This window comes from Kribbella sp. NPDC051137 (genome assembly GCF_040682535.1).
Lineage (GTDB): Bacteria > Actinomycetota > Actinomycetes > Propionibacteriales > Kribbellaceae > Kribbella > Kribbella karoonensis.
Window position 1 is genome coordinate 1068832 of the sequence record NZ_JBFBBI010000001.1, and the last position, 23520, is coordinate 1092351.

General features: G+C 69.3%; 21 protein-coding genes. 10 read left to right on the forward strand and 11 right to left on the reverse strand.

The genetic code is table 11. The annotated features are described in order from the left end of the window. Positions 1 to 197: 197 nt before the first annotated feature. Positions 198 to 1364: a DUF2332 domain-containing protein gene (locus AB0M51_RS05060; protein WP_363748088.1), complete on the reverse strand. Its 1167-nt coding sequence runs from the start codon at positions 1362 to 1364 to the stop codon at positions 198 to 200. Positions 1365 to 1546: 182 nt separating this feature from the next. On the opposite strand from AB0M51_RS05060, the gene AB0M51_RS05065 reads away from it, so the two are divergent. Together AB0M51_RS05065 and AB0M51_RS05070 are read left to right on the forward strand one after the other, a co-directional pair. Then, complete coding sequence (locus AB0M51_RS05065) at positions 1547 to 2038, forward strand: CinA family protein (RefSeq protein WP_344200770.1); 492 nt, start codon at positions 1547 to 1549, stop codon at positions 2036 to 2038. A gap of 163 nt (positions 2039 to 2201) precedes the next feature. Further along, positions 2202 to 2492, forward strand: a complete 291-nt coding sequence (locus AB0M51_RS05070; protein WP_325042108.1) for a helix-turn-helix transcriptional regulator — start codon at positions 2202 to 2204, stop codon at positions 2490 to 2492. Positions 2493 to 2500: 8 nt separating this feature from the next. On the opposite strand, the gene AB0M51_RS05075 is transcribed toward AB0M51_RS05070, so the two are convergent. From AB0M51_RS05075 to AB0M51_RS05085, 3 genes are read right to left on the reverse strand one after another with little or no spacing between them, the layout of a single operon-like run. Then, positions 2501 to 3025 carry a DUF4262 domain-containing protein gene (locus AB0M51_RS05075; protein ID WP_363748091.1) on the reverse strand — a complete coding sequence of 175 codons (525 nt, stop codon included), beginning with the start codon at positions 3023 to 3025 and terminating at the stop codon, positions 2501 to 2503. A gap of 43 nt (positions 3026 to 3068) precedes the next feature. Further along, positions 3069 to 3854 carry a DNA-formamidopyrimidine glycosylase family protein gene (locus AB0M51_RS05080; protein ID WP_363748093.1) on the reverse strand — a complete coding sequence of 262 codons (786 nt, stop codon included), beginning with the start codon at positions 3852 to 3854 and terminating at the stop codon, positions 3069 to 3071. A 4-nt stretch (positions 3855 to 3858) separates the two neighbouring features. Continuing rightward, the gene (locus AB0M51_RS05085; protein WP_363748502.1) at positions 3859 to 8481 is read right to left on the reverse strand and encodes an ATP-dependent helicase; all 4623 of its coding nucleotides are present in this window, start codon (positions 8479 to 8481) and stop codon (positions 3859 to 3861) included. Positions 8482 to 8603: 122 nt separating this feature from the next. Between AB0M51_RS05085 and AB0M51_RS05090 the strand changes: the two genes are divergently transcribed. Next, a complete protein-coding gene (locus AB0M51_RS05090) occupies positions 8604 to 9773 on the forward strand; it encodes a hypothetical protein (protein WP_363748095.1) in 1170 nt (389 codons plus the stop codon). Beyond that, positions 9770 to 9964: a DUF3046 domain-containing protein gene (locus AB0M51_RS05095; protein ID WP_325042568.1), complete on the forward strand. Its 195-nt coding sequence runs from the start codon at positions 9770 to 9772 to the stop codon at positions 9962 to 9964. Before AB0M51_RS05090 ends, AB0M51_RS05095 begins: the two co-directional genes overlap by 4 nt. A gap of 9 nt (positions 9965 to 9973) precedes the next feature. On the opposite strand, the gene AB0M51_RS05100 is transcribed toward AB0M51_RS05095, so the two are convergent. Both AB0M51_RS05100 and AB0M51_RS05105 read right to left on the reverse strand, forming a co-directional pair. Next, positions 9974 to 10534 (reverse strand): GrpB family protein, encoded by a 561-nt coding sequence (locus AB0M51_RS05100; protein ID WP_363748097.1) that lies wholly within the window; start codon positions 10532 to 10534, stop codon positions 9974 to 9976. A gap of 39 nt (positions 10535 to 10573) precedes the next feature. Beyond that, the gene (locus tag AB0M51_RS05105; RefSeq protein ID WP_363748099.1) at positions 10574 to 11365 is read right to left on the reverse strand and encodes a hypothetical protein; all 792 of its coding nucleotides are present in this window, start codon (positions 11363 to 11365) and stop codon (positions 10574 to 10576) included. A 252-nt stretch (positions 11366 to 11617) separates the two neighbouring features. Between AB0M51_RS05105 and recA the strand changes: the two genes are divergently transcribed. The 6 genes from recA to rny all read left to right on the forward strand — a co-directional run bounded on the left by recA (position 11618) and on the right by rny (position 20069). Further along, the gene (gene recA, locus AB0M51_RS05110) at positions 11618 to 12697 is read left to right on the forward strand and encodes a recombinase RecA (protein ID WP_344200751.1); all 1080 of its coding nucleotides are present in this window, start codon (positions 11618 to 11620) and stop codon (positions 12695 to 12697) included. A 1417-nt stretch (positions 12698 to 14114) separates the two neighbouring features. Beyond that, a complete protein-coding gene (locus tag AB0M51_RS05115; RefSeq protein WP_363748101.1) occupies positions 14115 to 14636 on the forward strand; it encodes a regulatory protein RecX in 522 nt (173 codons plus the stop codon). Between the two features lie 196 nt (positions 14637 to 14832). After that, positions 14833 to 15270, forward strand: a complete 438-nt coding sequence (locus AB0M51_RS05120; RefSeq protein WP_363748103.1) for a GNAT family N-acetyltransferase — start codon at positions 14833 to 14835, stop codon at positions 15268 to 15270. Positions 15271 to 15279: 9 nt separating this feature from the next. Continuing rightward, entirely contained in the window at positions 15280 to 15672 is a 393-nt protein-coding gene (locus AB0M51_RS05125) for an MmcQ/YjbR family DNA-binding protein (RefSeq protein ID WP_344200746.1), read from the forward strand. A 1211-nt stretch (positions 15673 to 16883) separates the two neighbouring features. Continuing rightward, on the forward strand, positions 16884 to 17279 hold the full coding sequence (locus AB0M51_RS05130; protein ID WP_363748105.1) for an antitoxin: 396 nt from the start codon (positions 16884 to 16886) through the stop codon (positions 17277 to 17279). A 1149-nt stretch (positions 17280 to 18428) separates the two neighbouring features. Continuing rightward, positions 18429 to 20069, forward strand: coding sequence for a ribonuclease Y (rny, locus tag AB0M51_RS05135; RefSeq protein ID WP_363748107.1), 1641 nt, complete (start codon positions 18429 to 18431; stop codon positions 20067 to 20069). A 25-nt stretch (positions 20070 to 20094) separates the two neighbouring features. Here rny and AB0M51_RS05140 read toward each other — a convergent pair whose 3' ends face one another. From AB0M51_RS05140 to AB0M51_RS05160, 5 genes are all read right to left on the reverse strand, one after another. Further along, on the reverse strand, positions 20095 to 20397 hold the full coding sequence (locus tag AB0M51_RS05140; RefSeq protein ID WP_344202221.1) for a DUF6458 family protein: 303 nt from the start codon (positions 20395 to 20397) through the stop codon (positions 20095 to 20097). 63 nt (positions 20398 to 20460) lie between these two features. Further along, positions 20461 to 21624, reverse strand: coding sequence for an acyl-CoA dehydrogenase family protein (locus AB0M51_RS05145; protein WP_363748109.1), 1164 nt, complete (start codon positions 21622 to 21624; stop codon positions 20461 to 20463). Between the two features lie 54 nt (positions 21625 to 21678). Further along, on the reverse strand, positions 21679 to 22155 hold the full coding sequence (locus AB0M51_RS05150) for an NUDIX domain-containing protein (RefSeq protein ID WP_363748111.1): 477 nt from the start codon (positions 22153 to 22155) through the stop codon (positions 21679 to 21681). Beyond that, a complete protein-coding gene (locus tag AB0M51_RS05155; protein ID WP_344202213.1) occupies positions 22152 to 22727 on the reverse strand; it encodes a DUF1707 domain-containing protein in 576 nt (191 codons plus the stop codon). Before AB0M51_RS05155 ends, AB0M51_RS05150 begins: the two co-directional genes overlap by 4 nt. Before the next feature lie 21 nt (positions 22728 to 22748). Beyond that, complete coding sequence (locus AB0M51_RS05160; RefSeq protein ID WP_363748113.1) at positions 22749 to 23441, reverse strand: type 1 glutamine amidotransferase; 693 nt, start codon at positions 23439 to 23441, stop codon at positions 22749 to 22751. Between the last annotated feature and the right edge of the window lie 79 nt (positions 23442 to 23520).

Genomic DNA, 23520 nt, shown 5'->3' on the forward strand with positions numbered 1-23520 from the left:
GTAGTGGCGGGTCGTGCGGGTCCAGCGGGGCCCGATCAGCGGGGGACTAGACAGTGGCGAGCCGTGCGAGTCCAGCGGGTGCCGGTCAACGGGGGACTGGGTAGTGGCGGGTTGTGCGGGTCCAGCGGGGCCTGGTCAGCGGGGGGACTAGACAGTGGCGAGCCGTGCGAGTCCAGCGGGTGCCGGTCAGCGGGGGACTAGGCGAGCCATGCGAGCATCTCGCCCCGTAGCCAGCACCGCCCGACCCCGCTCGCGTGGAGCGACGAATGCTCGAACACGCTCACCCCGAGGATGCTGTGCCCCGAAGCCCGTCGATCGCCGTACGTCGGCACCCCGGGCGCCACCCCGACCCCCTCGACCGACACCCACGCCACCGGCCGTCGGGTCGCCGCCTCGTCAAGCCGCTGCAGGAACCGCAGCCGCTCCTCAAGCCCGAAGCCTGACAACACCCAAGTCGTCATCACCACCGGCAGTACGCCGTCCGGTACCCGCGCGATCGCCTCCGGCAGCACGTGGAGAACCGCACCCGGCACCTGCTCCGGCGGATCCGCCGCCGCCAACGCCAACTCCGCCTCGAGCCGCGCCAACCGCTCTACCTGGTTCGGCGGCACACACGCCCGCAACCACCCCGTCTCATCCGCGCCGGTCACGTCCACGAGTTCATCACCGACCGCAACCCGAGCCACGACCTCCGGCATGACCGTCGACGGGAGCAGTCCGTCCCCAACCACCGAAGCCAAAACCTGCACCGCAGACTCCGCAGGCCCCAGGAACTGTCCGTTGCCGTACGAAATCCCGACCCGATCCACCGTCAGGTTCAGCGCTGCGGCCCGCCCAACATCAATCAACCCGATCGCATCCGCGCCAACCCGCCGCGCAACCTCAGTAACCGCCGGATACAACACCGCATGCCGCCCACCCTCATCCCCCCGAACCTTCCGCCCTGCAATCCGCCCCAGAACCAGCTCCCCCATCCCGACCATCACCTCAACCGCCACAACACCAGCCGACCTCACACGAACACCACTCGCCGCACCGCGCAGGGGAGCGTCGGCGACGGCCTCGGCCGAGTGCTCAGACGTGGGCTCAGACGTGGGCTTGGACGAGGGCTTGGACGAGGGATCGGTGGGAGTGGCGGGTGCCGTGGACGCGTTCGCGGCGGCGAGCGCGGCGGCAAGTGCTGGGGCCTGCCCCGCGAGCGCAAGGTCGTGCAGCGCCGCAAGAACCAGCGATGGGTGGCGTCGACGTGGTGGAGCGGCCTCGATCACGCGCAGAGCTTCGGCGGATTCGCTCAGTGCGATTGCGACCTGACCGGACAGCGGCGAGCCCTTCGCCTCCTCGGTCTCGCCGAAGCGTCTGTACACCTCAGCGAGCGTCCGCCCACGAGACCGTGCGTTCCCACCACTCGACCCCGGCATTTCAACGAGTCTAGTCACGCCGGACCACCCGGACGCCGGGATTGATACGGCGACGACGCCGGTGATGCATGGTGGTCAGCTCCTGGTGTTGAGTACGAGTACAGGTTGCGACGTGGAGGTGGCGAGTGGTGGAGGACGGGGTCGGAGCGGCGGTCGGCCGGTTGGTGGAGCTGTTGCTCGAGCGTCGCGTGACGCTGGCCACGGCTGAATCGTTGACCGGTGGGATGGTCGGTGCGGTTCTGACGGATGTGCCGGGGGTGTCGGCCGTGTATCGGGGTGGTGTGGTGGTTTACGCGACCGATCTCAAGGCCAAGCTTGCTGGTGTGCCGGACGAGCTGCTGGCCGCTGTGGGGCCGGTCCACCCGGATACGGCCGCCGCATTGGCCAGCGGTGTGCGAGAGCGTCTGGAGGCGGACTACGGCCTCGCCACGACGGGTGTGGCCGGACCGGACCCGCAGGCGGGTATCGAGGCGGGGACGGTGTACGTCGCGGCGGCCGGCCCGCACTCCGTGCAGGTGCGGAAGCTCCAGTTGTCCGGGGACCGGGCGGCTGTCCGGCGGGGGAGCGTCCAGGCCGTCCTGGAACTGGGAGCGACAGTTGTGGCGGAAGAACTCGACTGAACAGGGTGTTAGGACCAGCATGGTGACAGGTAAGGCAGACTTGCGCGGCGCACCGAAGGTGGACATTGCGAGGGGTAGTGACCCAGCAACAGGTACCGTTGGTTCCTACGGCCGCGCTACCGTGCGAGTAGATGCGGCCGGACAGGCGGAAGGGAGAAACCTCATGGTGCTGGTTCGTGGCCTGCTGGGCGACGTGCTGCGGCGTAAGCGGCTGCGCCAGGGGCGCACTCTGCGCGAGGTCTCCGCCGACGCCCGCGTGAGTCTCGGCTACCTGTCGGAGGTCGAGCGCGGTCAGAAGGAGGCCTCCAGCGAACTGCTGGCGGCGATCTGCACGGCGCTCGACGTGCCGTTGTCGATGGTCTTCGCCGAGGTGAGCGAGGACCTGGCCCGCGAAGAGGCGCTGGTGCTGGCGCACCCGGCGATCGAGCCGGAGGTCGTGGCCTCGGCCGCCTGACCGGCGGCTCATCGGACACCCCGGTCGGTGGCCTGCCCGTCGCCGACCGGCTGGATGAGTGTGACGCGGCTCGGCCAGACGAGCTGGAGTGCGGGTAGCGGCGGCTGCCCGGGCCGGCGGTACATGGCGTTGGCCAGGCGCAAATGCAGTTCGGAGTCGGGGAACCGCAGCAGCTCGGCGGTGTGCGGCGGCGGAAAGAAGGCCGCCAGGTCGTCGCCCTCGTCGAACTCGGCACCTTCCAGTACCGCCCAGGCCAGTGGCTTGAGGCTGAGGTACGCGTAGCAGGGCTCGCTCTCGAAGACGATGATCTCGGGGTGCTGGTACTGGCTGAGCCCCACTGTGTACCCGAATCCCGGGTTCCGGCCGCCGTCGCCTGGGATGTAGTTCATCGTCCAGCCGTACGTCTGGATGTTCTCCTCGATCCACCGCGAGTAGCCCTCGTCGGTCAGGTCACCGCACTCGTTGCACATCGCCTTCTCCTCTCGATCGAACGTCTGTTCGATGCGCCAGAGAAGGTATCGGTGTTCTGCCACGGCGGGAGAGTTGTCCACAGGGCAGTTCCGGAGTGACGGCGGATCAGCTCTCGGGTTGGCAGGCCGGGCACCAATACGTGACGCGTTCGCGGGTCGGCTCGCCCAGAGTCCCGCTGCGAATCGTCGTACCGCACCGACGGCAGGCCTTACCGGTGCGTTCGAACACCCAGGTGCGTTGACCAGGGCGGTCCACCCCGGTGCTCACCTGGACGCCGTTCCGGACGTTGGCCTTCAGCAGTTTCCGGCTGAGGTCGACCGCGGCCGGTACGTCGACGTCCGAGACAGGGCGCCACGGGTTCAGACCGAGCAGGAAACAGACCTCGGTCCGGTAGAAGTTGCCGATGCCGGCGAGGTTGCGCTGGTCGAGCAGCGCCTCGCTGATCGTCCGGTCAGGGTCGGACTCGACGTTGGCGATCGCCGCGGCCCGGTCGAACGACGGAGACAGCAGATCAGGGCCGAGGTGTCCGACGATGCTGTCCTCGTCGTCGGTCGCGACGAGGTCGAGTACGGGCAACCGGTAACCGACGGCAGTCCACTTCGCTGTCTCCAGTACGGCCCGGATCTCGTGGGCCGGCCCGCCGCGCCAGCGTTCACCGGGGCGGTACAGATGCCAGCTGCCGTCCATCCGGAAATGGCTGTGCAGCGTCAGCCCGCCGGACAGCCGCATCAGAATGTGCTTGCCACGCGCAACGACCTCCAGCACCGTCCGCCCGGTCAGATCGGTTGTCGCCAAGGACGGCACCCGGAAATCGGTACGGACGAGCTCCTGCCCGGAGAGGGACTGGTTCAGCCGATTGCAGGCTCTCCAGACGGTGTCTCCTTCGGGCATCTCTTCACGCCCGGAGCCGCAGGCCGCGCGGGGTCGCGTGGAATCCGGCCTTGGCCAGCGCGTCCCCGAACGCCGTGTGCCGGACCTGTTCGCCGTCGGCGGTCTCAACGCTCAGCTTGCCGAGCTGCCCGTCCCGGATCGCCAACGCCAGCGCGTCGACGGCAGGCTGCAGCAGATCAGCGTCCTCGGTGAAACTCAGGACGGTCCGCCCGCCACGTTCGACGTACACGATCAGCTGGCCGTCGACCATCACGACCAGCGCGCCGGCCTTCCGGCCTGGACGATGCCCACCGGCATTCTCCCGCTCCGGCCACGGCAGTGCGGCGCCGTACGGGTTGGCGGGATCAGACGCAGCCAGCACGACGGCGCGTACGGTCGGCCCGTCGTCCTCGCGCCTTCGACCTGCCCCGCGTGGGCCCGGCGGGCCGAGCGTCCGTTCGGGTTCTGCGGCAGGAAGCTCGGCGAGCGCTCGCAGCCGATCGACCGCGCCGGGCAGTGCGAACTGCGCCGCCCCCAACCCCGCCACGAAGTACCCGCGCCGGCACCGCCCGGACTCTTCGAACGCGCTCAACACCTTGTACACCGCAGCGAACCCGCCAGGCGTCCGCTCGGTGATGACCGATCCGCGCGTCACGATGCCGTACCGGTCGAGCAACGTCTCGGCCGCGGCGTGCGCCCGCCGGGTCGTGTCCGAACTACGGGCCGGAAGCAACGACCACCGGCCACCCGCGGTCGGCGGTCCGCCGCGTGAAGGCATCGACGGCCGTCCGGGCCGAATCGGACGACCCGGCCGGGCGCGGGGCGTCGTACGGCGGGCTCGATGACTGCCGCGGCCACCGCTGACGAGTGAACGCACCGACGTCAGCGTGTCGTTCGTGAGATGACCGGCCCAGACGAGATCCCACAGCACGCTGACCAGCGTCTCGTCGTCGACCACGCCCGAGCTCGACCCGATCACGTCGCTCAGCTGGCGGAAGAAGAACGCGCCGCCACCGGACAACGTGTCCAGCACCGCCTGGTGCGTGTCGCCCAACTCGAAGGCGGGATCCGGATCCGGCAACGTCAGATCGCAGTTGTCCGCCAGATGCAGCGACACCCACCCGTCAGTGCCAGGCAACGAACCCGAGCCGGCCCACACCACCTCGCCGGTCGCGGTGAGCTCGTCGAGCATCGACGGTTGATACCCCGGCACCCGCGAAGGCAGCACGATCGACTCCAGCGCCGAGGCCGGCACGGCGCAGCCCGCGAGCTGCTCGATCGCGCCCAGGAGTACGTCGTACCCGCGACCGCGACTGCTCGTGATCCCTTGCCATGCAGGGAGGAACCGTGCCAGCGCGGACGGATCGACCGGCTCGACCTCCTTCCGCAGCGCGGCGAGCGAGCGCCGCCGCAGGAGCCGAAGCACCTCGCTGTCACACCATTCGAGAGCGATCCCGCCCGGCAGGAACTCGCCCTCGACGACGCGCCCGGCCGCGCCCAGACGACGCAGCGCCTCGCTCACGACCGCGACACCGATCCCGAGATGTGTCGCGAGATCGATCGCCCGGAACGGCCCGTGCGTCCGCGCGTACCGCGACACCAGATCGCCCAGCGGATCCGCGACCGGCTCGGCATGCGCCTCGGCAACCCCCGGCGGCAGCGGTACACCGAGAGCATCACGCAGTCGCGCGACATCTTCGACGACTGCCCAGCGATGCTCGCCCGCGATCCGCACCCGTACGACGCGGCGTGCCGCCGCGAGCGACGTCAGCCAGGTCTCGGTGTCCGAACCGTCGACGCAGCGCTGGGTCGCCTCCGACAAGGACAGCGGCCCGACGATCCGCAGCACGTCGAACAGACCCTCGGCGTCCCGCGCCCGGCGATCCTCGGCCAGCCGTTGGAGCTCGGCCTCGGTGCGGAGCACCACTTCGGCGTCGAGCAGTTCGCGAAGCTCGGTGCGTCCGAGCAGCTCGGCCAGCAGGCTCTGGTCCAGCGCGAGCGCGGCCGCGCGCTTCTCGGCGAGTGGGCTGTCGCCCTCGTACATGAACGCGCCCACATAGCCGAACAGCAAGGACTTCGCGAACGGTGAGGCCTCGGGCGTCTCGACCTCGACGACCGAGATCCGCCGCTCGCTGATCCCGGTCAGCAGGTCCTTCAACGCGGGCAGGTCGTACACGTCCTGCAAGACCTCGCGCAGCGTCTCCAGCACGATCGGGAACGACCCGAACTTACTTGCCACACTCAACAGTTGCGAGGCACGTTGCCGTTGCTGCCACAACGGTGACCGCCGTCCCGGATTGCGCCGCGGCAGCAGCAGAGCCCGCGCCGCGCACTCCCGGAACCGGGCCGCGAACAACGCCGACCCGCCGACCTCGGTAGTCACCAGGTCCTCGATGTCCGCAGGATCGAACAGCACGAGCTCCGCACCCGGTGGCGCCTCGTCCGTCTCCGGCAGCCGCAGCACGACCCCGTCGTCGCCCGAAACCGACTGCGCGTCCATCCCGTACCGGTCGCGGAGCCGCGCCGCGATTGCCAGCGCCCACGGGCCGTGCACCTGACCGCCGTACGGCGAATGCACGCAGACCCGCCAGTCACCGAGCTCGTCGCGGAACCGCTCCACCACGATCGTCACGTCGTCCGGCACCCGCCCAGTCGCGTCGCGCTGCTCTGCCAGGTACGAGACGAGGTTGTTGGCGGCGTACTCGTCGAGTCCCGCGGTGCGCGCCCGCTCGACCGCCTTCCCGCCCGGCAGCGACGCCATCTTGCGGACGAACGCGCCGGTCGCCGCACCCAGCTCGGCCGGACGCCCGACCGCGTCGCCTTTCCAGAACGGCAGCCTGCCGGGCTGACCTGGCGCGGGGGAGACCAGCACCCGGTCGTGGGTGATGTCCTCGATCCGCCAGCTCGACGCACCGAGCGTGAACACGTCGCCGACCCGCGACTCGTAGACCATCTCCTCGTCCAGCTCGCCCACTCGGTGATTGGTCGACTCGCCGACCAGGAACACCCCGAACAGGCCGCGGTCGGGAATCGTCCCGCCGCTCGTCACCGCGAGCCGCTGGGCACCAGGTCGGCCCGAGATCTCGCCGCTCACCCGGTCGAAGACGATCCGCGGCCGCAGCTCCGCGAACTCGTCCGACGGATAACGGCCGGAGAGCATGTCGAGGACCCCGTCGTACGCCGACCTCGGCAGCGTGGCGAACGGGGCGCAGCGACGCACCAAGGCGAAGAGCTCGTCCACGTCGACGGCGTCGAGGGACACGATCGACACGATCTGCTGGGCGAGCACGTCCAGTGGATTCGCCGGGATGTGCAGGCTCTCGATCAGCCCCTCGCGCATCCGCTGCACGACGACCGCTGTGTCGATCAGATCGCCGCGGAACTTCGGGAACAGCACGCCCCGGGACACTGCGCCGACCTGGTGACCCGCACGCCCCACACGCTGCAGACCGCTCGCGACGGACGGCGGCGCCTCGACCTGGATCACCAGATCTACAGCGCCCATGTCGATGCCGAGCTCGAGGCTGCTGGTGGCGACCACGCAGGGCAGCCGGCCAGACTTCAGGTCTGCCTCGATCAGCGCACGTTGCTCCTTGCTGACCGAACCATGATGGGCGCGGGCGATCAGCGGAGGCGCCGCGAGCGATCCGCCGGACTGTGCCATCAGCTGAGCCGGCGAGCCCAGCTCCGGCAGCTCCAGCTCCGCGCGCTCGGCAGCGATCTCGTTCAGCCTCGCGGTCAGGCGCTCGGCCAGGCGGCGCGAGTTCGCAAAGACGATCGTCGAGCTGTGCTGACTGATCAGGTCGAAGACCTGCTCCTCCACATGTGGCCAGATCGAGGCGTGCTGCTGCGGTCCGGCCGCCGAACCGGACGTCTCCACCTCGGTCGCGGCCAGCTCGGCCATGTCCTCGACCGGAACGACGACGCTCAGCTCCCACTGCTTCGTGAACTTCGGCTGCACGACCGTGACCGCTCGCTCGCCACCCAGGAACCGCGCGACCTCCTCGACCGGACGCACGGTCGCGGACAGTCCGATCCGCTGCGCCGGCTTCGGCAACAGCTCGTCGAGGCGCTCGAGTGTCAGCGCCAGGTGCGCACCGCGTTTCGTCCCGGCGACCGCGTGCACCTCGTCGACGATGACGGTCTCCACGCCACGCAACGACTCGCGACCTTGCGAGGTCAGCAAGAGGAACAAGGACTCGGGAGTGGTGATCAGTACGTCGGAAGGCCGCGTCGCGAAGCGGCGCCGCTCGGCCGCCGGCGTATCGCCGGACCGCACGGCGACCTCGACCTCGACCGGCGCCTCGCCCAGCCGGCGAGCTGTCTCACGGATGCCGATCAGCGGTGCGCGCAGGTTGCGCTCGACGTCGACGGCGAGCGCCTTCAGCGGCGACACGTAGAGCACCCGGCAGCGCAACTTCGGATCGTCCGGCGGGGGAGTCGTGGCCAGTCGGTCCAACGCCCACAGGAACGCGGCCAGCGTCTTGCCTGACCCGGTCGGGGCGACCACCAGCGCGTCCCGGCCCGCCGTGATCGCGTCCCACGCCTCGAGCTGGGCCGGGGTGGCCGCCTCGAAGACGTCGCCGAACCACGCCCGGGTCGCGGGCGAGAACCGGCTCAACGCGCTGGTCTTCTTCACGCCGACCATCTTGCCGGGTGCCACCGACAGTTTTCACCCGATGGCCCGATCGGGCCCCCGGTTGCCGTCCGTGAGCACCTGCTGTCCGTCCGGTGCGCAGATTGTCCCCGTCGTCTGGAATGATCGGCGACATGATGAACCGCGTACGCGCAGCCCTCGTCGTCGTGGCCTGCCTGGTCGGGTTGACCGGGTGCGTCAAGATCGACGGCGACCTGAAGGTCGGGTCGAACGAGACGGTGTCGGGCTCGATGAAGATCGGCGTGGACAAGCAGCTGCTGCAGTCCAGTGGCCAGTCCCTGGACAAGATCCGCCAGGAGATCGAGAGCAGCATCAAGTCGTCCGCGACCGAGGGCGTCAGTTGCAAGTCGTACGAGGACAGCAAGTATGTCGGCTCGGACTGCAACTTCTCGAACGTGCCCTTCGACAAGATGGGCGGCGCGAGCCAGGACGGCATCGGCTTCCGCAAGGACGGCGACAAGGTCAAGGTCTCCGTGAACGCCGGCTCGATCGGCAACAACCTGCCGGCGGGCAGCGGCCAGCCGGAGGTCAACGTCAAGATCACTATGCCGGGCAAGATCCTCGAGCACGACGACGGTGCGAAGGTCAGCGGCCGGACGGCGACGTACGACAGTCTCGAGAAGCTGGGGAAGATCTCGCTGACCTCCGAGGCCGGCGGCGGGTTCCCCGGCTGGGCGCTGATCCTGATCATCGTGGTCGTGCTGCTGGCGATCCTGGCGGCAGTGTTCTTCGTCCTGCGTAGCCGGAAGAACAAGGGGCAGCAGGGCTACGGCCAGCCGTTCCCGGGGCAATATCCGGGGCAGTACGGCGGTCCGGGGCAGTACCAGGGGCAGCAGCAGTACGGACAGCCCGGTGCCGGGCAGTACCCGGGGCAGCCGGGGCAGTACGGCGGTCAGCAGGGGCAGCCTGGTCAGTACGGTGGCCAGCAGTACCCGGGTCAGCCGCAGCAGGGCCAGCCCGGGCAGGCGCCGTACGGCGGTCAGCCGGGTCAGCAGCCGCAGTACCCTGGTCAGCCGCAGCAGGGGCAGGGACAGTGGGGCCCGCCGCAGCAGGGCCAGCAACCTGGGCAGCGGCCTCCGCAGCAGGGTCCTGGTGGCTGGGGCCAGCAGCCCGGGCAGCAGCCTGGGCAGCCGCCGCAAGGTCCGCAGCAGGGGCAGTACAGTCAGCAGCCGCCGCAGCAGCAGCAGGGTGGGTGGGGCCAGCAGCAGGGTGGTCCTTCGGGCCCTCAGCAGGGGCAGCAGGGCGGTTGGGGACCACCGAAGGACGATGACGGGCAGGCATGAGACTGACTGAGTTCTGGGCCCGGATGGATCACCATCTCGGTCCCGCGTACGCACGGACCTGGGCGGAGACTCAGGTGGTCCAGGAACTAGGCGGCCGTACGGTCGTCGAGGCACTGGACGACGGTGAGACCGCCAAGGTCGTCTGGCGCGCCGTGTGGGCGCACCTCAACCTTCCGCCCAGCGAGCGCTGACCCCGCCCGCTAGACAGACCATCCGGTGCGAGCTGCCCAATCCTCGGCCGGCAGGTAGACGAGATCGCAGACGGGGTCCTTGAGATCGCTGTAGTCGCCGATCTCCAACCGGAGCCCCGCGGCCTGCTGCTTGAACGTGCCGTACGCCCGCGCCGTCTCCGGATGCGCCCGCAGATAGTCGCGGAACAGGAGTGCGTAGCGTTGGTTGGCGCGCCCCGCTACGCGGATGTGCAGGTTGACCCGGCGCCGGTACATCGGTTCGACCAGCATGCGTTTCACCCACTGGGCCTCGTCCGTGGGCAGGCCTGGCACCGGGTGGTCGCGCCGCGGCGGGCGAAGCTCCCAGTCCGCGGCGACCATCCGCTCGGTCGCGTCGTCCAGCTCTGACTCGTCGGCGACCGTGGCCTGGATGTCGAGGATGTCCTTGGCGGGCAGGCCTGGCACCGAGGTGGACCCGATGTGGTCGATCCGCTGCGCCAGCTCGCCGAGCACACCGCCGATCACGTAGGCGGTCTTCTGGTACTGCGCCGGCCAGGTCTCGTCCGGCCTCACGATGACGATCCCAGTCATGTGGAGATCATCTCAGTACGGCGATGTCCCGCCCAGCGATCAGAGCGGTTTGACCCGGAAGGTGCTGTTGGTGAGCAGATCGCCCGCCTCGTACGCCGCTTTCCGGATGCCCTTGCGCTCGTCGAAGAACCCGCCGACGACACCGACACCCGGGAGCTTGCCGACGAACCTGGCGCCGAGGCTGCCGCGCGGCCGCTGCTCGAACACCTCACTGAGCCCGCCGAACAGCTTGCTGAGCCGCCAGACCAGCCGGACGCCCTTGCGCAGACCCATGTCGGTCGAGACCTCATCGAGTCCGAGCTGCTCGGCGACGTCGTCGCCCGCGACCGCCGGGTCGTCGTACTTGAGTACCTCGTCCGGCGTGGTCGGGCGGTCGGTCAGCACCCGGATGATGACCGACGTACGGTCGGCGTGCGCCTCGACGCCGTACTCACGGCAGACCGCGCCGATCACCATCGCCTGTACGGCCGCGCCGAGGGTGTCCTTCATCGGCAGCCGGTCCGCCGCCGCGCCGCTGAGCCGGGGGAGGCCGGCGACGACCGCGGCGAATCCGCCGAGACGCTCGACCCACCAGTCGCAGCGCTTGGCGAGCGGGAGGGTCGGCCACTCCTCGTGTCCCGGCACCTTCATCTGGAGGAGCCGGTCGATCGCGAGGATCAGGCCCTTCTCGGCGAGGTTCGGCTTCTCCTGCTCCGAGTACTCCGTCAGGTAGCTGCGGATGCCGAACGGGTCCTGGGTACGGAGTGCGTCGAGGACGTGGTCGATCCCGAGCTCGACCCGGCTGATCGCCAGGACGACCGCGGAATCGGGGACGTCGGGCCGGTCTGTCACGCCCGCAAGAGTAGAGATCCGGTGGGTCAGCACGGCTGCTGGGTCAGCCTTCGGCGTGTCAGTTGTGATTCGAACACGTGTTCGGGATACTTTGGTCCCCGGAAGGTGCTGAGGCGGCCGAGTTTGTCCACAGATTCGAAGTGGCGACGAAAACTGTCCGAGGCAACGAATACCTTCTCTGGCGACAGCGAAAGTTCCTTCGGGCGGCCGGCCGGCAGCCCTGGATTATCAGATGGGTCAGGTGGCAGTCACATGGCGAGTGCAGCGAGCGCGACGAGTGCGGAGCGCGCGGCGGCCGATCGCGAGAAGGCGCTGGCGACCGCGCTGACGCAGATCGAGCGGCAGTGTGGCAAGGGTGCGGTCATGCGCCTCGGCGAGCAGGGCAAGGCGCCGATCGAGATCATTCCGACCGGTTCGATCGCGCTCGACATCGCGCTCGGGATCGGCGGCCTTCCGCGTGGCCGGGTCGTTGAGATCTACGGCCCGGAATCCTCCGGTAAGACGACGGTCGCCCTGCACGCGGTCGCGAACGCCCAGCGGGCAGGCGGTATCGCCGCCTTCATCGACGCCGAGCACGCTCTCGACCCGGAGTACGCGCGGAAGCTCGGTGTCGACACCGATGCCCTGCTGGTCTCGCAGCCGGACTCCGGTGAGCAGGCCCTGGAGATCGCCGACATGCTGGTCCGCTCCGGCGCGATCGACATCGTCGTGATCGACTCGGTGGCCGCGCTGGTGCCGCGCGCCGAGATCGAGGGCGAGATGGGCGACAGCCACGTCGGTCTGCAGGCGCGACTGATGAGCCAGGCGCTGCGGAAGATGACCGGCGCGGTCAACGGCACCGGGACGACGGCAATCTTCATCAACCAGCTGCGCGAGAAGATCGGCGTCATGTTCGGCTCGCCGGAGACCACGACCGGTGGTCGCGCGCTGAAGTTCTACGCGTCGGTGCGACTGGACGTGCGCCGGATCGAGTCGCTCAAGGACGGCACCGACGTGGTCGGTAACCGGACCCGCGTCAAGGTCGTGAAGAACAAGGTGGCCCCGCCGTTCAAGCAGGCCGAGTTCGACATCATCTACGGCCAGGGCATCAGCCGCGAGGGCAGCCTGCTCGACCTCGGCGTGGAGCAGGGCTTCGTCCGCAAGGCCGGTGCCTGGTTCACGTACGAGAGCGACCAGCTCGGTCAGGGCCGGGAGAACGCGCGGAACTTCCTGCGCGACAACCCCGACCTGGCAAACGAGCTGGAGAAGAAGATCAAGGAGAAGATGGGCATCGGTCCGACCCTGGACCAGCCGGCCGACGAGGCCGCGGCCGAGGTCGATGTCGACTTCTGATCGACCCTCCGCGGGCGGCAGCGTCCCTCGGCAGCCCACAGCTGCCGAGGACGCCGCCCCCGCAGCACTGTCCCTGCCCCACGACGAACGGCTGGCCCTGGCCCGCAAACTCCTGGCCGAAGGCGCGTCCGGAGCCGCGACATCCTCTGCGGGCGAGCCCGCCGAGACCTCGTCGTACCGTCACACGACGTCCAGCCGGGTGGCTGAGCAACGCAGTACGACGCAACCGGACAGCGGCCCAGCCGAAGCATCTGCGCGCCCGGAGCGAGTTGCTCGCTCACGCGGCCGTAGTCGTGTGGACGGGGGCCGGGCGGACTCGGACGAGTTCCAGGAAGACAGCGAGTGGAGTACGACGCGTCGACGGCCGGGCTCCATCCGCCGGACCATCGGAACGGTGGACCCGTGGGACGAGCCCTCGACCGACGATGCTGCTCCCGCCCAGGCTGCTCGTAAGCGGCGTCGGCGGGAGGAACCGCCTCAGTCGACCGCCGAGACGCTCCGCGACGATTCACAGGACACCCGGTCGGCGAGCCGTAGCACGCGGCCTCCGGCCTCGAAGGTGCTCAACCCGTGGGGCGACGACGAGCAAGTAGCCCAAACCTTCAAAGCCCAGGCCGCGAGCCGCCTGGCCGAAGCCCGCGCATTCGCCGCCGACGAACCTTTCACGCCGACAAGCGACGCCTCCTCCCTGCCTACTGGCGGCGAACCCTTCTCGCCTACTGGCGGCGAACCCTCCTTACCCACCGGCGGCGAACCGTTCTCGCCTGCCGGCGGTGCATCCTTGTCGCCCACCGACGACGAGCTCTCCTCGCACGCCGACCACGGTCTCGACAGCACACATCGTGGCATCCGTTCCCTTGACCCCAAGCCGGCGCCTGAGCTGGAGACCGCAGCTGAGCCTGCCCCTCCGTTCGATCCGTGGGCGGACCCGGACGAATCTGCGGAGATGCCCGAGCCATCGGCTGACGGCGCCGCCGCCTTGCGCGACCCGCTGCAGGACCGCGGGGCGCGGAAGGCCTCGGCGCAGTCTGAGTCGGCGACTGATCCGTGGGGGGATCCGAGTGATGAGGTCGGCGCGGGCGAGAGTCCGACCATCTCCGGCCGGAAGGTGCGCCGCACCCCTGCGAAGACATCCTCGACGTCGGGCGGAGCCGCCCAGGGTGGCCGCGACGAGAACTCGAGTAGTCCTGAGACAGCCGCGCGCCGGATACCTGTTGACCAGAGCACCCCACCCCGCGACCGTGCTTCGTCGGCTTCGTCGGCTTCGTCGGCTTCGTCGGCTTCGTCGGCTTCGTCGGCTTCGTCGGCTTCGTCGGGGAGTGGGTCAGGGGGTCGGCGGCGGCGGACGAGTGGTGGGGGGTTTGGGCGGTCGCGGAGGCGGCGGGCGGAGGCTGAGCCGGGGCCGGCGGATCCGGGGATGGATCAGGATGCCGACCCGTACTCGGTGGCCCGGACGATCTTGCTGGACAAGCTGACGGGGCAGCCGCGAACGCGGGCCGAGTTGGCGGATGTGCTGGCGGATCGGGAGATTCCGGACGAGGTGGCCGACGAGGTACTGGATCGGTTCACCGATGTCGGGTTGATCGACGACGCGGCGTTCGCGAACGCGTGGGTGGAGTCGCGGCATCGTGGGCGCGGGTTGGGGAAACGTGCGCTGGCGCAAGAGCTACGGCGGCGTGGCGTGGACGATCAGTTGGCGCGGGATGCCCTCGAGGAGCTTGATCCCGAGCAGGAAGAGCAGACGGCGCGGGAGCTGGTTCGGCGGAAGCTGCGGTCGATGCGTTCGCTCGAGCGCCAGGTGGCGATGCGGCGTTTGCTCGGGATGCTCGCGCGCAAGGGGTATCCGGGCGGCTTGGCGATGAGCATCGTGAAGCAGGAACTCGACGCGAGTCACGAGGAGTTCCCGCTGCTGGATTCCTCCGGCCTGGAAGCCGAGTAGCTCGGCGCAGCCGACGAGGCCGGCCGGTTGATGGCGCGTCCTGCCCGGTATGGCGGGAGCATTAGCTGTCGCCGTGGTTGGGATGCGACGGCCTGCGAGACATCGTGGTGGTGGTTTCGCCTACGGGTACAAGGTTCGCTTGAGGGGTGTCTGTCGGGGGTGGGCGGGCTCGGGTGCCTGCCGGACGGAGGCTGTGATGGGTGGTCGATACCGCGATGGGCTTGTTGTGCGGGATGGGGGAGCTGCGGATCGGGGGGCGATCCGGCGCCTGTTGGGAGAGTTGCATGGTGCGGGCGCTGACGAGTTGACGTTGCCGCTCGTGCGGCAGGCGGCGCGGACGTTTGTGGCTGTCGACGGTGACGAGGTGGCCGGGGTGGTGGTCGGAACGTTTGTGGATTATGGGCGCGAGCCGTACGGGACCATCGAGGAACTGGTTGTTGCGCCGGGACGGCGTGGGACCGGTGTCGGGACTGCGCTGCTGGACGAGTGTCGGGGCTGGCTGGCGGGAGCTGGGGCCGAGGTGGTGTTTGTTTCGGCGGTGGGGGACGAGGCCGCGGAGTTCTATGTGCGCGCGGGATTTGCGCGGTGTGTTGGGCCTTGGTTGTGGGGCCGGGCGGCGGTGGGGCGAGGGTAGCTTGGACGGATGGTCGGACTTGGGGATGTGGAGCGGGTGGTTGCGGGGTTGCCGGAAACCGTTGAGGTCGAACGGCATGGGACGCAGACGTGGAAGGTCGGGGGGAAGGCGTATGCGTGGGTTCGGCCGTTCAGTAAGGCGGATTTGAAGCGGTTCGGGGACGAGACGCCGCCGGAGGGGCCGATTTTGGCGTTGACGGTTGAGGACCTGGCGGAGAAGGAAGCTGTGCTCGCGGCGCGGGCGGGGGACGGGTTCTTCACGATTCCGCATTTCGATGGGTATGCGGCGGTGCTGGTTCAGCTCAACAAGGTGTCGGAGCGGGTGCTGGAGGAGGCATTGCTCGACGCCTGGTTGGTCCATGCGCCGGCGGACGTCGCGAAGGCCCGCCTCGGGCGGAGCTAGCTACTCGAGTCGGCGCTGCGGGCAGTCGAATACGTCGGTGAGCTCAGGTACGTGACGCGAACGATGCCGCTGTGCGTACGGCGTGGGTCGGGCGCGCGGTGCAATCCATCGGAGCGGGAGAGAGCCCGGCAGCCCGTGGGCGCGCGGGCGGCCGGGTAAGCCAAGGCCGGGTGAGGCGAGCGGATCGCTGCGGGGACCGGAGCATGCTGGGGCGGGCCGAGGGGTGGGGCATGCCGGGATGGTTGGTAGAGCCGAGGGCGGTGTGTGAGTGGTGTGCTGCGGTGCGAGTGGATCGCTGCGGGGACCGGAGCATGCTGGGGCGGCTGAGGGGATGGGCTATGCCGGGCGGTGGGTAGAGCCGAGGGCGGTGTGTGAGTGGTGTGCTGCGGTGCGAGTGGATCGCTGCGGGGACCGGAGCATGCTGGGGCGGCTGAGGGGTGGGGCATGCCGGGCGGTGGGTAGAGCCGAGGGCGGTGTGTGAGTGGTGTGCTGCGGTGCGAGTGGATCGCTGCGGGGACCGGAGCATGCTGGGGCGGGCCGAGGGGTGGGGCATGCCGGGCGGTGGGTAGAGCCGAGGGCGGTGTGTGAGTGGTGTGCGGCAGCGCGAGTGGATCGCTGCGGTGACCGGAGCGCGCTGGGCAGGACCGAGGGATGGGCTGCGTGAAGCGCGGAGCCCCGGTGGCAAGGGGCGTCAGGCGGGCTGTGTGGCGGCTCGCGTGGGCGGGTGTGGTCGTGTGGGCTGGGCGGGGATGGTCGTGTGGGGCCGGGGGCGGGCAGACGGTGTGAGTGTGGACTGTGCGTCGGATGGTGGTGTGGGGCGGGGAGCGGGCGGGCTGTGTGGCGGCTCGCGGTCGGCTGGCTCGCGGTGGGCGGGTGTGGGCTGGGCGGCGGATGGTCGTGTGGGACAGGGGCGGGCGGTCGGTGTGAGTGTGGGCTGGGGGCGGCGGGGCGTGTGGGCGGCGGACGGGGGGACGGGGGACTGGGGTGGGCACGGGGGAGCTGCGCGGGGGTGGATGGGGTTTGGGTGCGGGGAAATGTGTGGTTGGTGGGGGGTGGGTTACGGAGGGTTATGGGGTTGGGGGAGTGGGGTGCGGCGAGGGGCGTTGACGGGTGGGGCGTGACGGTGTGTTATCCGAAGTAGGGCCGGTATTTGGGCTGGTCCGTAGGCTGGGATTTTCCGTCGATCCGCCCCAGACACCGCGGAGGGTGCAATGAACGATTTCCAGGAACAGGCGAAGAACTGGCTCCGGAATGTCGTCAAGCAGAACCCGGACAAGATCAAGGCCGGAGTCGAGAAGGCAGGCGACCTGATCGACAAGCAGACCGGCGGGAAATACGCGGAAAAGGTCGACGCGGTCCAGCAGAAGGTCGGCACTTTCGTGGACAAGCAGACCGACGAAGCGGGCTCTCAGCCGTCACCTGATGCGACCACGAGTTCGCAGGAAGGTGCCGCACAGCCGGAGGCTGGTTCCTCCGCCACGCCTGGGCCCTCCGCCACGCCTGGGCCCTCCACCACGTCTGGGTCCTCCAGCACGTCCAGCGAGGCAGCGGACGCGTCGTCGACGGGTGGCGGCGCCGATACATCTGCCTCCCGGCCGAACGCTTAGTCCCTGGAGATCGTGTGCCGGCTCGCCAGAGCTGCCCAGTGGTGAGCGAGCCGGCCGCTCCTGATCGCGACCTCCCGGGTCTATGAACGGAGAGGTGTCAAGGAGGCGCGCCGAGATCCGTCGCACTCTGTGAGCAACTGACTCTAAACTGTCACCCGGACGGGGAGGTGGCATGGGGAGGAAGCGGCGGCGCGGGCGACGCTCTGGCGAGTTCAGGTCGTGGGGACTCCTGCTGTCCGCACTCGCCGTGCTTTCCGGGCTCGTGCGTCAGTGGACGACTTGTGCCGTCTGGATCGGGATCCTTGTCGTCTACTTCGGCGCGCTCAGGCTGACGCGATGTCGCGTCGAGACGACGAAGCATCTTCCGTGCCGGTGGCTTGTCCGGGGAACGATCGGTACCTGCAAATATCACGTCGGGTACAAGCGGGGCCTGCCACGTTTGGTGCGGGGAAGTGGATTCACCGGTCTACCGACGTTCATGTGGCCTCGGGATCACTTCGACGGTGCTGTGAGCGCCCGGGCCGAGCCGCAGCCCGGTTCGGGGCGGGCTGTGACGGTGAAGGCCGGGCGTCCCGGGTATGAGCGGCTGACGGTGGCGTTGACGGTGGGTGGGTTCGTCGTGGCGGTGGTGGGAGTGGTTCGGGACTTTGTTGCCGGGTGATGGTGGCGAGCAGACCATGGTGCGGTGTGGTCCGGTGGGAGATCCGAGGGGTGAGGGGTGAGTGTCCGTCTTGACCGGGTGGTAGGGCGCGCTTAGCCTCGGCATCAGGAAGGGATGAATCCACCGGGTTCGGTGGCGGACATGAGACGGTGGGCCGGTGACACGGCCGGCCGGACGAGAACGCAATCACGCTCGACGGAGCTGAAGGAAGGGTGACGGTGCCGAAGAGCGCCGTCCGATAGGCAGTACTGCTCGTGACGCCCGACCGGGCCGGCGAGCGGAGTTCCCGGCACGGTGCGGGTGTCCAGGACGAGTCGGCGGACGGGGGTCCGCGGACCGTGCGTACCCGCAGCCGATCCGAGCCACCGGCGCTGATCGGCGCCGACACCGGCCGGTTCGCCGTACCCGCGATGCCGCCGTACCTCCGGATTCCCTTCGACCGATGGCCACAGTCCCGTGCCGGGACTCGACGGAGAGGGGAGACGCCGATGACCGCCATGTCTGTTGGCCTGACCCTGATCGGACTGCTGATCGCCGGACTGCTGGCCTGGATCGGCCTCACCCTCTCCCGCCGGAAGGCCGTCGACACCGCGACCGCCCACCACGAGGTCGAGGTCGCGGCCGAGCAGGTCCGCCGGCAGGCCGAGGAGGACGCCGCCGTACTGCGGTCCCGCGCCGAGGTCGCGGAACGTCGCGCCGAGGAGGTCCGGCGTACGGCGGAGGATCGGGCGTCGGAGGTACGGCGGGACGCGGAGCAGCGGGCGTCCGAGGTACGGCGGGAGGCCGAGGCGGAGGCGCAGTCGATCCGGGACGACCTGCGCGAGCAGCGTCTGGAGATGGAGCGCCGCGACCACCGGCTGACCGAACGCGAGGAGCGGCTCGACGAACAGCACCGCGCGATCGAGGAACGGCAGGCCGAGCTGACCGCGCAACTCGCCGAGCTGGCGCGGCGCAGCCAGGAGATCAAGGACCTCGAGGACGAGCGCCGGCGGATCCTCGAAGGGGTCGCGAACCTGACCGCCGAGCAGGCGAAGGCCGAGTTGGTCGCGGCGATCGAGGACGAGGCGAAGCGGCACGCGCACGCGACCGTCCGCGAGATCGAGCGGCAGGCGCTGGACGAGGGCGAGACGAAGGCGCGCAAGATCATCACCGGGGCGGTGCAGCGGCTCGCGTCGGAGCAGACGAGTGAGTCCGTGGTGTCGGTCGTGCACCTGCCGAGCGACGACATGAAGGGCCGGATCATCGGCCGCGAGGGCCGCAACATCCGGTCGTTCGAGCAGACGACCGGCGTGAACCTGATCATCGACGACACCCCCGAAGCGGTGCTGCTGTCGTGCTTCGACCCGGTACGGCGGGAGACCGCGCGGCTGACGCTGGACTCGCTGGTGCTCGACGGCCGGATCCACCCGAGCCGGATCGAGGAGATCTACGAGCGCAGCAAGGGCGAGGTCGCCGAGCTGTGCGAGCGGGCCGCCGAGGACGCGATGGCCGAGGTCGGCATCACCGACCTGCACCCGGAGCTGGTGCGCACGATGGGCCTGCTGCGGTACCGGACGTCGTACGGGCAGAACGTCCTCAAGCACCTGATCGAGTCGGCGCACATCGCCGGGATGATGGCGGCCGAGCTCGGGCTGGATCCGAAGCTGTGCAAGCGTGGGGCGTTCCTGCACGACATCGGGAAGGCGCTCACGCACGAGTCCGAGGGCAGCCATGCGATCGTCGGCGCGGAGCTGGCGAAGAAGTACGGCGAGAACGACGACGTCGTGCACTGCATCGAGGCGCACCACAACGAGGTCGAGGTACGGACCGTCGAGGCGGTGCTGACGCAGGCGGCCGACGCGGTCAGCGGTGGCCGCCCCGGGGCGCGGCGCGAGTCGCTGGAGGCGTACGTGCAGCGGCTCGAACGGCTGGAGGAGATCGCGATGCACCACGACGGTGTCGAGAAGGTGTTCGCGATGCAGGCAGGCCGGGAGATCCGGGTGATGGTGCTGCCGGACGCCGTCGACGACATCGCGGCGCAGGTGATGGCGCGCGACATCGCCAAGCAGGTCGAGGAGGAGCTGACCTACCCCGGTCAGATCCGGGTCACCGTGGTTCGCGAGTCGCGGGCGACCGAGGTAGCGAAGTAACCGGCGAGCAGCGGCGCCGAGTGAGTTATCTCCTCGAGCGTTTCTGAACCACGCGGTGCTGCTGCGGCGTGACGTCGATCGGCTCGTCGGCGATGCGTTCCTGGGGCGGCGTGGTCCGGTACTGCCGCTCCACCTCGGGCTCGATGACGTTCTCCTCCGTGCGCCGCCGCTGGTTCGCCAGACGGTAGGAGAGCCAGATCCCGGCGACGCCGCCGAGCATCATGATGATGCCGAGGGCCGTCAGGTTCACGGCGCTGAGCCGGTCACGAACGGCGAAGGCGAGGATGGCGCCCACCACGACGAGGGTGATTCCGGGGCCGATCCGCATACTGCTCCTTCCTGGGTCACTGACTGTTCAGTTCCCGTGCCCAGGAAGGCCGCCGGGCAATCGTCAGCGGAACGCCGACTCGCCGGTCAGGGCCTGACCGATGACGAGTTGGTGGACCTCGGACGTGCCCTCGTAGGTGAGCACCGACTCGAGGTTGTTGGCGTGCCGCATGATCGGGTACTCGCCGCTGATCCCGTTCGCGGCCAGGATCGTCCGGCATTCGCGGGCGATCGCGATCGCCTCGCGGACGTTGTTCAGCTTGCCGACCGACACCTGCTCCGGGCGCAGCGTGCCCTTCTCCTTCAGACGGCCGAGGTGGACGGCGAGCAGGACGCCCTTGTTGAGTTCGACGGCCATGTCGGCGAGCTTCGCCTGGGTCAGCTGGTACGCCGTGAGCGGCTTGTCGAACACGATCCGCTCGCCGGCGTACGCGACCGCCGTCTCCAGGCAGTCCCGGGCCGCGCCCATCGCGCCGAAGATGATGCCGAACCGGGCCTCGTTCAGGCAGCCGAGCGGACCGGACAGACCACGCGTCCCGGGCAACATCGCGGACTCCGGGAGACGTACGTCGTCGAGCACGAGCTCGGAGGTGACGGAGGCGCGCAGCGACATCTTCTGCTTGATCTCGGGCGCGGAGAAGCCGGGCGTCGAGGTCGGTACGACGAAGCCGCGGACGCCGTCGTCGGTCCGCGCCCAGACCACCGCGACGTCGGCGACGGAACCGTTGGTGATCCACATCTTCGACCCGTTCAGGATCCAGTCGCCGCCGTCACGGCGGGCGTTGGTGCGCATGCCGGCCGGGTTGGAGCCGAAGTCGGGTTCGGTCAGGCCGAAGCAGCCGATCGCCTCGCCGGCGGACATCTTGGGGAGCCACTCGTTCTTCTGGTCGTCGCTGCCGTACTTCCAGATCGCGTACATCGCGAGCGAGCCCTGCACGGAGACGAGCGAGCGCATGCCGGAGTCGGCGGCCTCGATCTCCAGGCAGGCGAGCCCGTACGCCACCGGGCCGAGCCCCGCGCACCCGTAACCGGTCAGGTGCATCCCCAGAAAGCCGAGCGCTCCCAGCTCTTTCGCGAGTTCCCGCGCCGGAATCGACGCCGTCTCGAACCACTCCGGCAACGAAGGCCGCAACCGCTCGTCCGCGAACCGCCGCGCCGCCGCCCGCACGTCGAGCTCTTCCGACGTCAGCAACGAGTCGACATCCACCAGATCCAGAGAAGCACCCATGTGCTCACGCTAGCTGGTGGAAGCGGTGACGCGGTGGTGTGGAAGGCCACACGCCTACTTCAGGATCAGCGTCCCGTCGAAGGCGTCCAGATCGGCGAGCGTCTCCTGGTACACCGGTCGAAGCGCGGGCAGCTCGTCGCGTGCGAAGAACCGGGCGTCGCGCGTCTCGTCGGTCTCGGAGAGCAGCGAGCCGCTCCAACGATCCACCCGGAACACCACCGCGAACATCTGGTGCTCACCGCCGTACGCGTTGGTGAACCAGTACTGCGGGCCTGTGTACATGGCGATCGGAGTCGCCGCCTCGACGACCAGGCCGGTCTCCTCGCGCACCTCGCGGACAAGTGCGTCCCAGATCGACTCGCCGAGCTCGAGTCCGCCGGCCGGCATCACCCAGGTGTCGTCGTCGGAGCGGCGGACGAGGAGCACTGCGCCCGTGTCGTCGAGGATCACGGCGCGCGGGCCGGGGGTGATGAGGCGCTGGTTGCCGACGTGCCGGCGGAGGGTTCCGGCGTACGACTGCTCGTAGCTCATTTGCGGTACCAGGGCCACCACCAGTGGCGTTTGCGGGCGTGGCGGACCACGACGCTGGCGTGGTGGGCTTTGCCGGTGACGTGGAGGCGGACGCCGCCGGGGCGGGGGGCTACGGCGCGGTTCTTGGCGCTGCTGTGGTTGGCCTCTACCTGGTCGATGTCGACGCTCCAGCCCTCGGGGATGACCATCACCACGGAGCTGTGGATGGCCTGGGCGTCGACGTGGATGTCGGACCAGTGGACGACGGCGTCGGTGAAGTCGAGCTTGACCGACGAGTGCTCCGCGATCGCGGTCAGGCGCTCGGGGACGATCCACGCGCCTTCGCGCTTCTGGGCGCTGTGGCGGGCCCGGAGCGTCAGTTCCTGGGCGCTCCCGTGAGCGACCGGGACCAGGTCGGCGGTCGCGTTGCGGAGTTCCAGCTGGGTCTTGGCCGAGTAGATCTGGGTCAGCCGCTCGTCGAGCTCCTGGAAGTCCAGCCGCCCGTCGGTGTGCGCTTCCTGGACCACGGCGGCGGCACGCTCACGGTCGTTGTCGGATGCCCGGTGACCGGGTGGCGGCTGCTCCAGACTCATGCACCCAAAGGTAGCGCCGGATCAGCCGACGAGAGACAGGAATCGACCCACCACGGTCGACCACGTCTTGTCGAGTTCCGTGGCGTACCGTTCCGCGTCGGCCACCACCGCGCCCGGGTCGAATCCCAGTGCACGCAGCCGGTCCGGGTTCCACCGCCGTACCCGTGTAGCCGTGACCTCCGGATGGAACTGCACACCCCAGCTCTGGCCGATCCGCAGCATCTGGTTCGGGCAGCGCTCGCTGGACATCAGCAGCACTGCTTCCTCCGGCAGCCGCGTGATCTGGTCCTGGTGACTTTCCACGGCCCACACAGACGATGGCAGCCCAGCCAGCAGTACGTCGTCCGCGGCGGCCGGGAGCACCGTCAGCGACGTGACGCCCTTCTCCGGCAGCCCGTACTTCCCGCGAACCTCTCCGCCGAACTCATGCGCGAGCATCTGCCCACCCAGGCAGATACCGAGCACCGGCACCCGGCCGTGCGTGTCACGCAGCAACGCACGTTCGGCCGGCAGCCAGGGCGACCGCTCGTCCTCGTCCGGCAGCATCCCGCCTCCGAGCAGCACCAGCGCCGCATGTCCGTCGATGTTCGCGGGTACTGGCTCGCCGTCCCACGCCCGGACGACGACCGGGGTGATCCCGCGGGCGTCCATCCAGTCGAGCAGTAGCCCGGGTCCACTTTCAGCGTCGTTCTCGATGATCAGCACGGTCGTCACCCGGGCAACGGTACGGCGGTACCCGCTGACACGCAGACACCGGCGTACCGGAGTCGCTGTTCCTGGATACTGATGCACT

Bases quoted from the DNA above. Each gene is read 5' to 3' on its own strand.
- AB0M51_RS05070 (WP_325042108.1), top strand. From the start codon at position 2,202: ATGGTGCTGGTTCGTGGCCTGCTGGGCGACGTGCTGCGGCGTAAGCGG.
- AB0M51_RS05080 (WP_363748093.1), bottom strand. From the start codon at position 3,854: ATGCCCGAAGGAGACACCGTCTGGAGAGCCTGCAATCGGCTGAACCAG.
- AB0M51_RS05085 (WP_363748502.1), bottom strand. From the start codon at position 8,481: ATGGTCGGCGTGAAGAAGACCAGCGCGTTGAGCCGGTTCTCGCCCGCG.
- AB0M51_RS05090 (WP_363748095.1), top strand. From the start codon at position 8,604: ATGATGAACCGCGTACGCGCAGCCCTCGTCGTCGTGGCCTGCCTGGTC.
- AB0M51_RS05095 (WP_325042568.1), top strand. From the start codon at position 9,770: ATGAGACTGACTGAGTTCTGGGCCCGGATGGATCACCATCTCGGTCCC.
- AB0M51_RS05100 (WP_363748097.1), bottom strand. From the start codon at position 10,534: ATGACTGGGATCGTCATCGTGAGGCCGGACGAGACCTGGCCGGCGCAG.
- recA (WP_344200751.1), top strand. From the start codon at position 11,618: ATGGCGAGTGCAGCGAGCGCGACGAGTGCGGAGCGCGCGGCGGCCGAT.
- AB0M51_RS05115 (WP_363748101.1), top strand. From the start codon at position 14,115: ATGGATCAGGATGCCGACCCGTACTCGGTGGCCCGGACGATCTTGCTG.
- AB0M51_RS05120 (WP_363748103.1), top strand. From the start codon at position 14,833: ATGGGTGGTCGATACCGCGATGGGCTTGTTGTGCGGGATGGGGGAGCT.
- AB0M51_RS05125 (WP_344200746.1), top strand. From the start codon at position 15,280: ATGGTCGGACTTGGGGATGTGGAGCGGGTGGTTGCGGGGTTGCCGGAA.
- AB0M51_RS05130 (WP_363748105.1), top strand. From the start codon at position 16,884: ATGAACGATTTCCAGGAACAGGCGAAGAACTGGCTCCGGAATGTCGTC.
- rny (WP_363748107.1), top strand. From the start codon at position 18,429: ATGACCGCCATGTCTGTTGGCCTGACCCTGATCGGACTGCTGATCGCC.
- AB0M51_RS05140 (WP_344202221.1), bottom strand. From the start codon at position 20,397: ATGCGGATCGGCCCCGGAATCACCCTCGTCGTGGTGGGCGCCATCCTC.
- AB0M51_RS05145 (WP_363748109.1), bottom strand. From the start codon at position 21,624: ATGGGTGCTTCTCTGGATCTGGTGGATGTCGACTCGTTGCTGACGTCG.
- AB0M51_RS05150 (WP_363748111.1), bottom strand. From the start codon at position 22,155: ATGAGCTACGAGCAGTCGTACGCCGGAACCCTCCGCCGGCACGTCGGC.
- AB0M51_RS05155 (WP_344202213.1), bottom strand. From the start codon at position 22,727: ATGAGTCTGGAGCAGCCGCCACCCGGTCACCGGGCATCCGACAACGAC.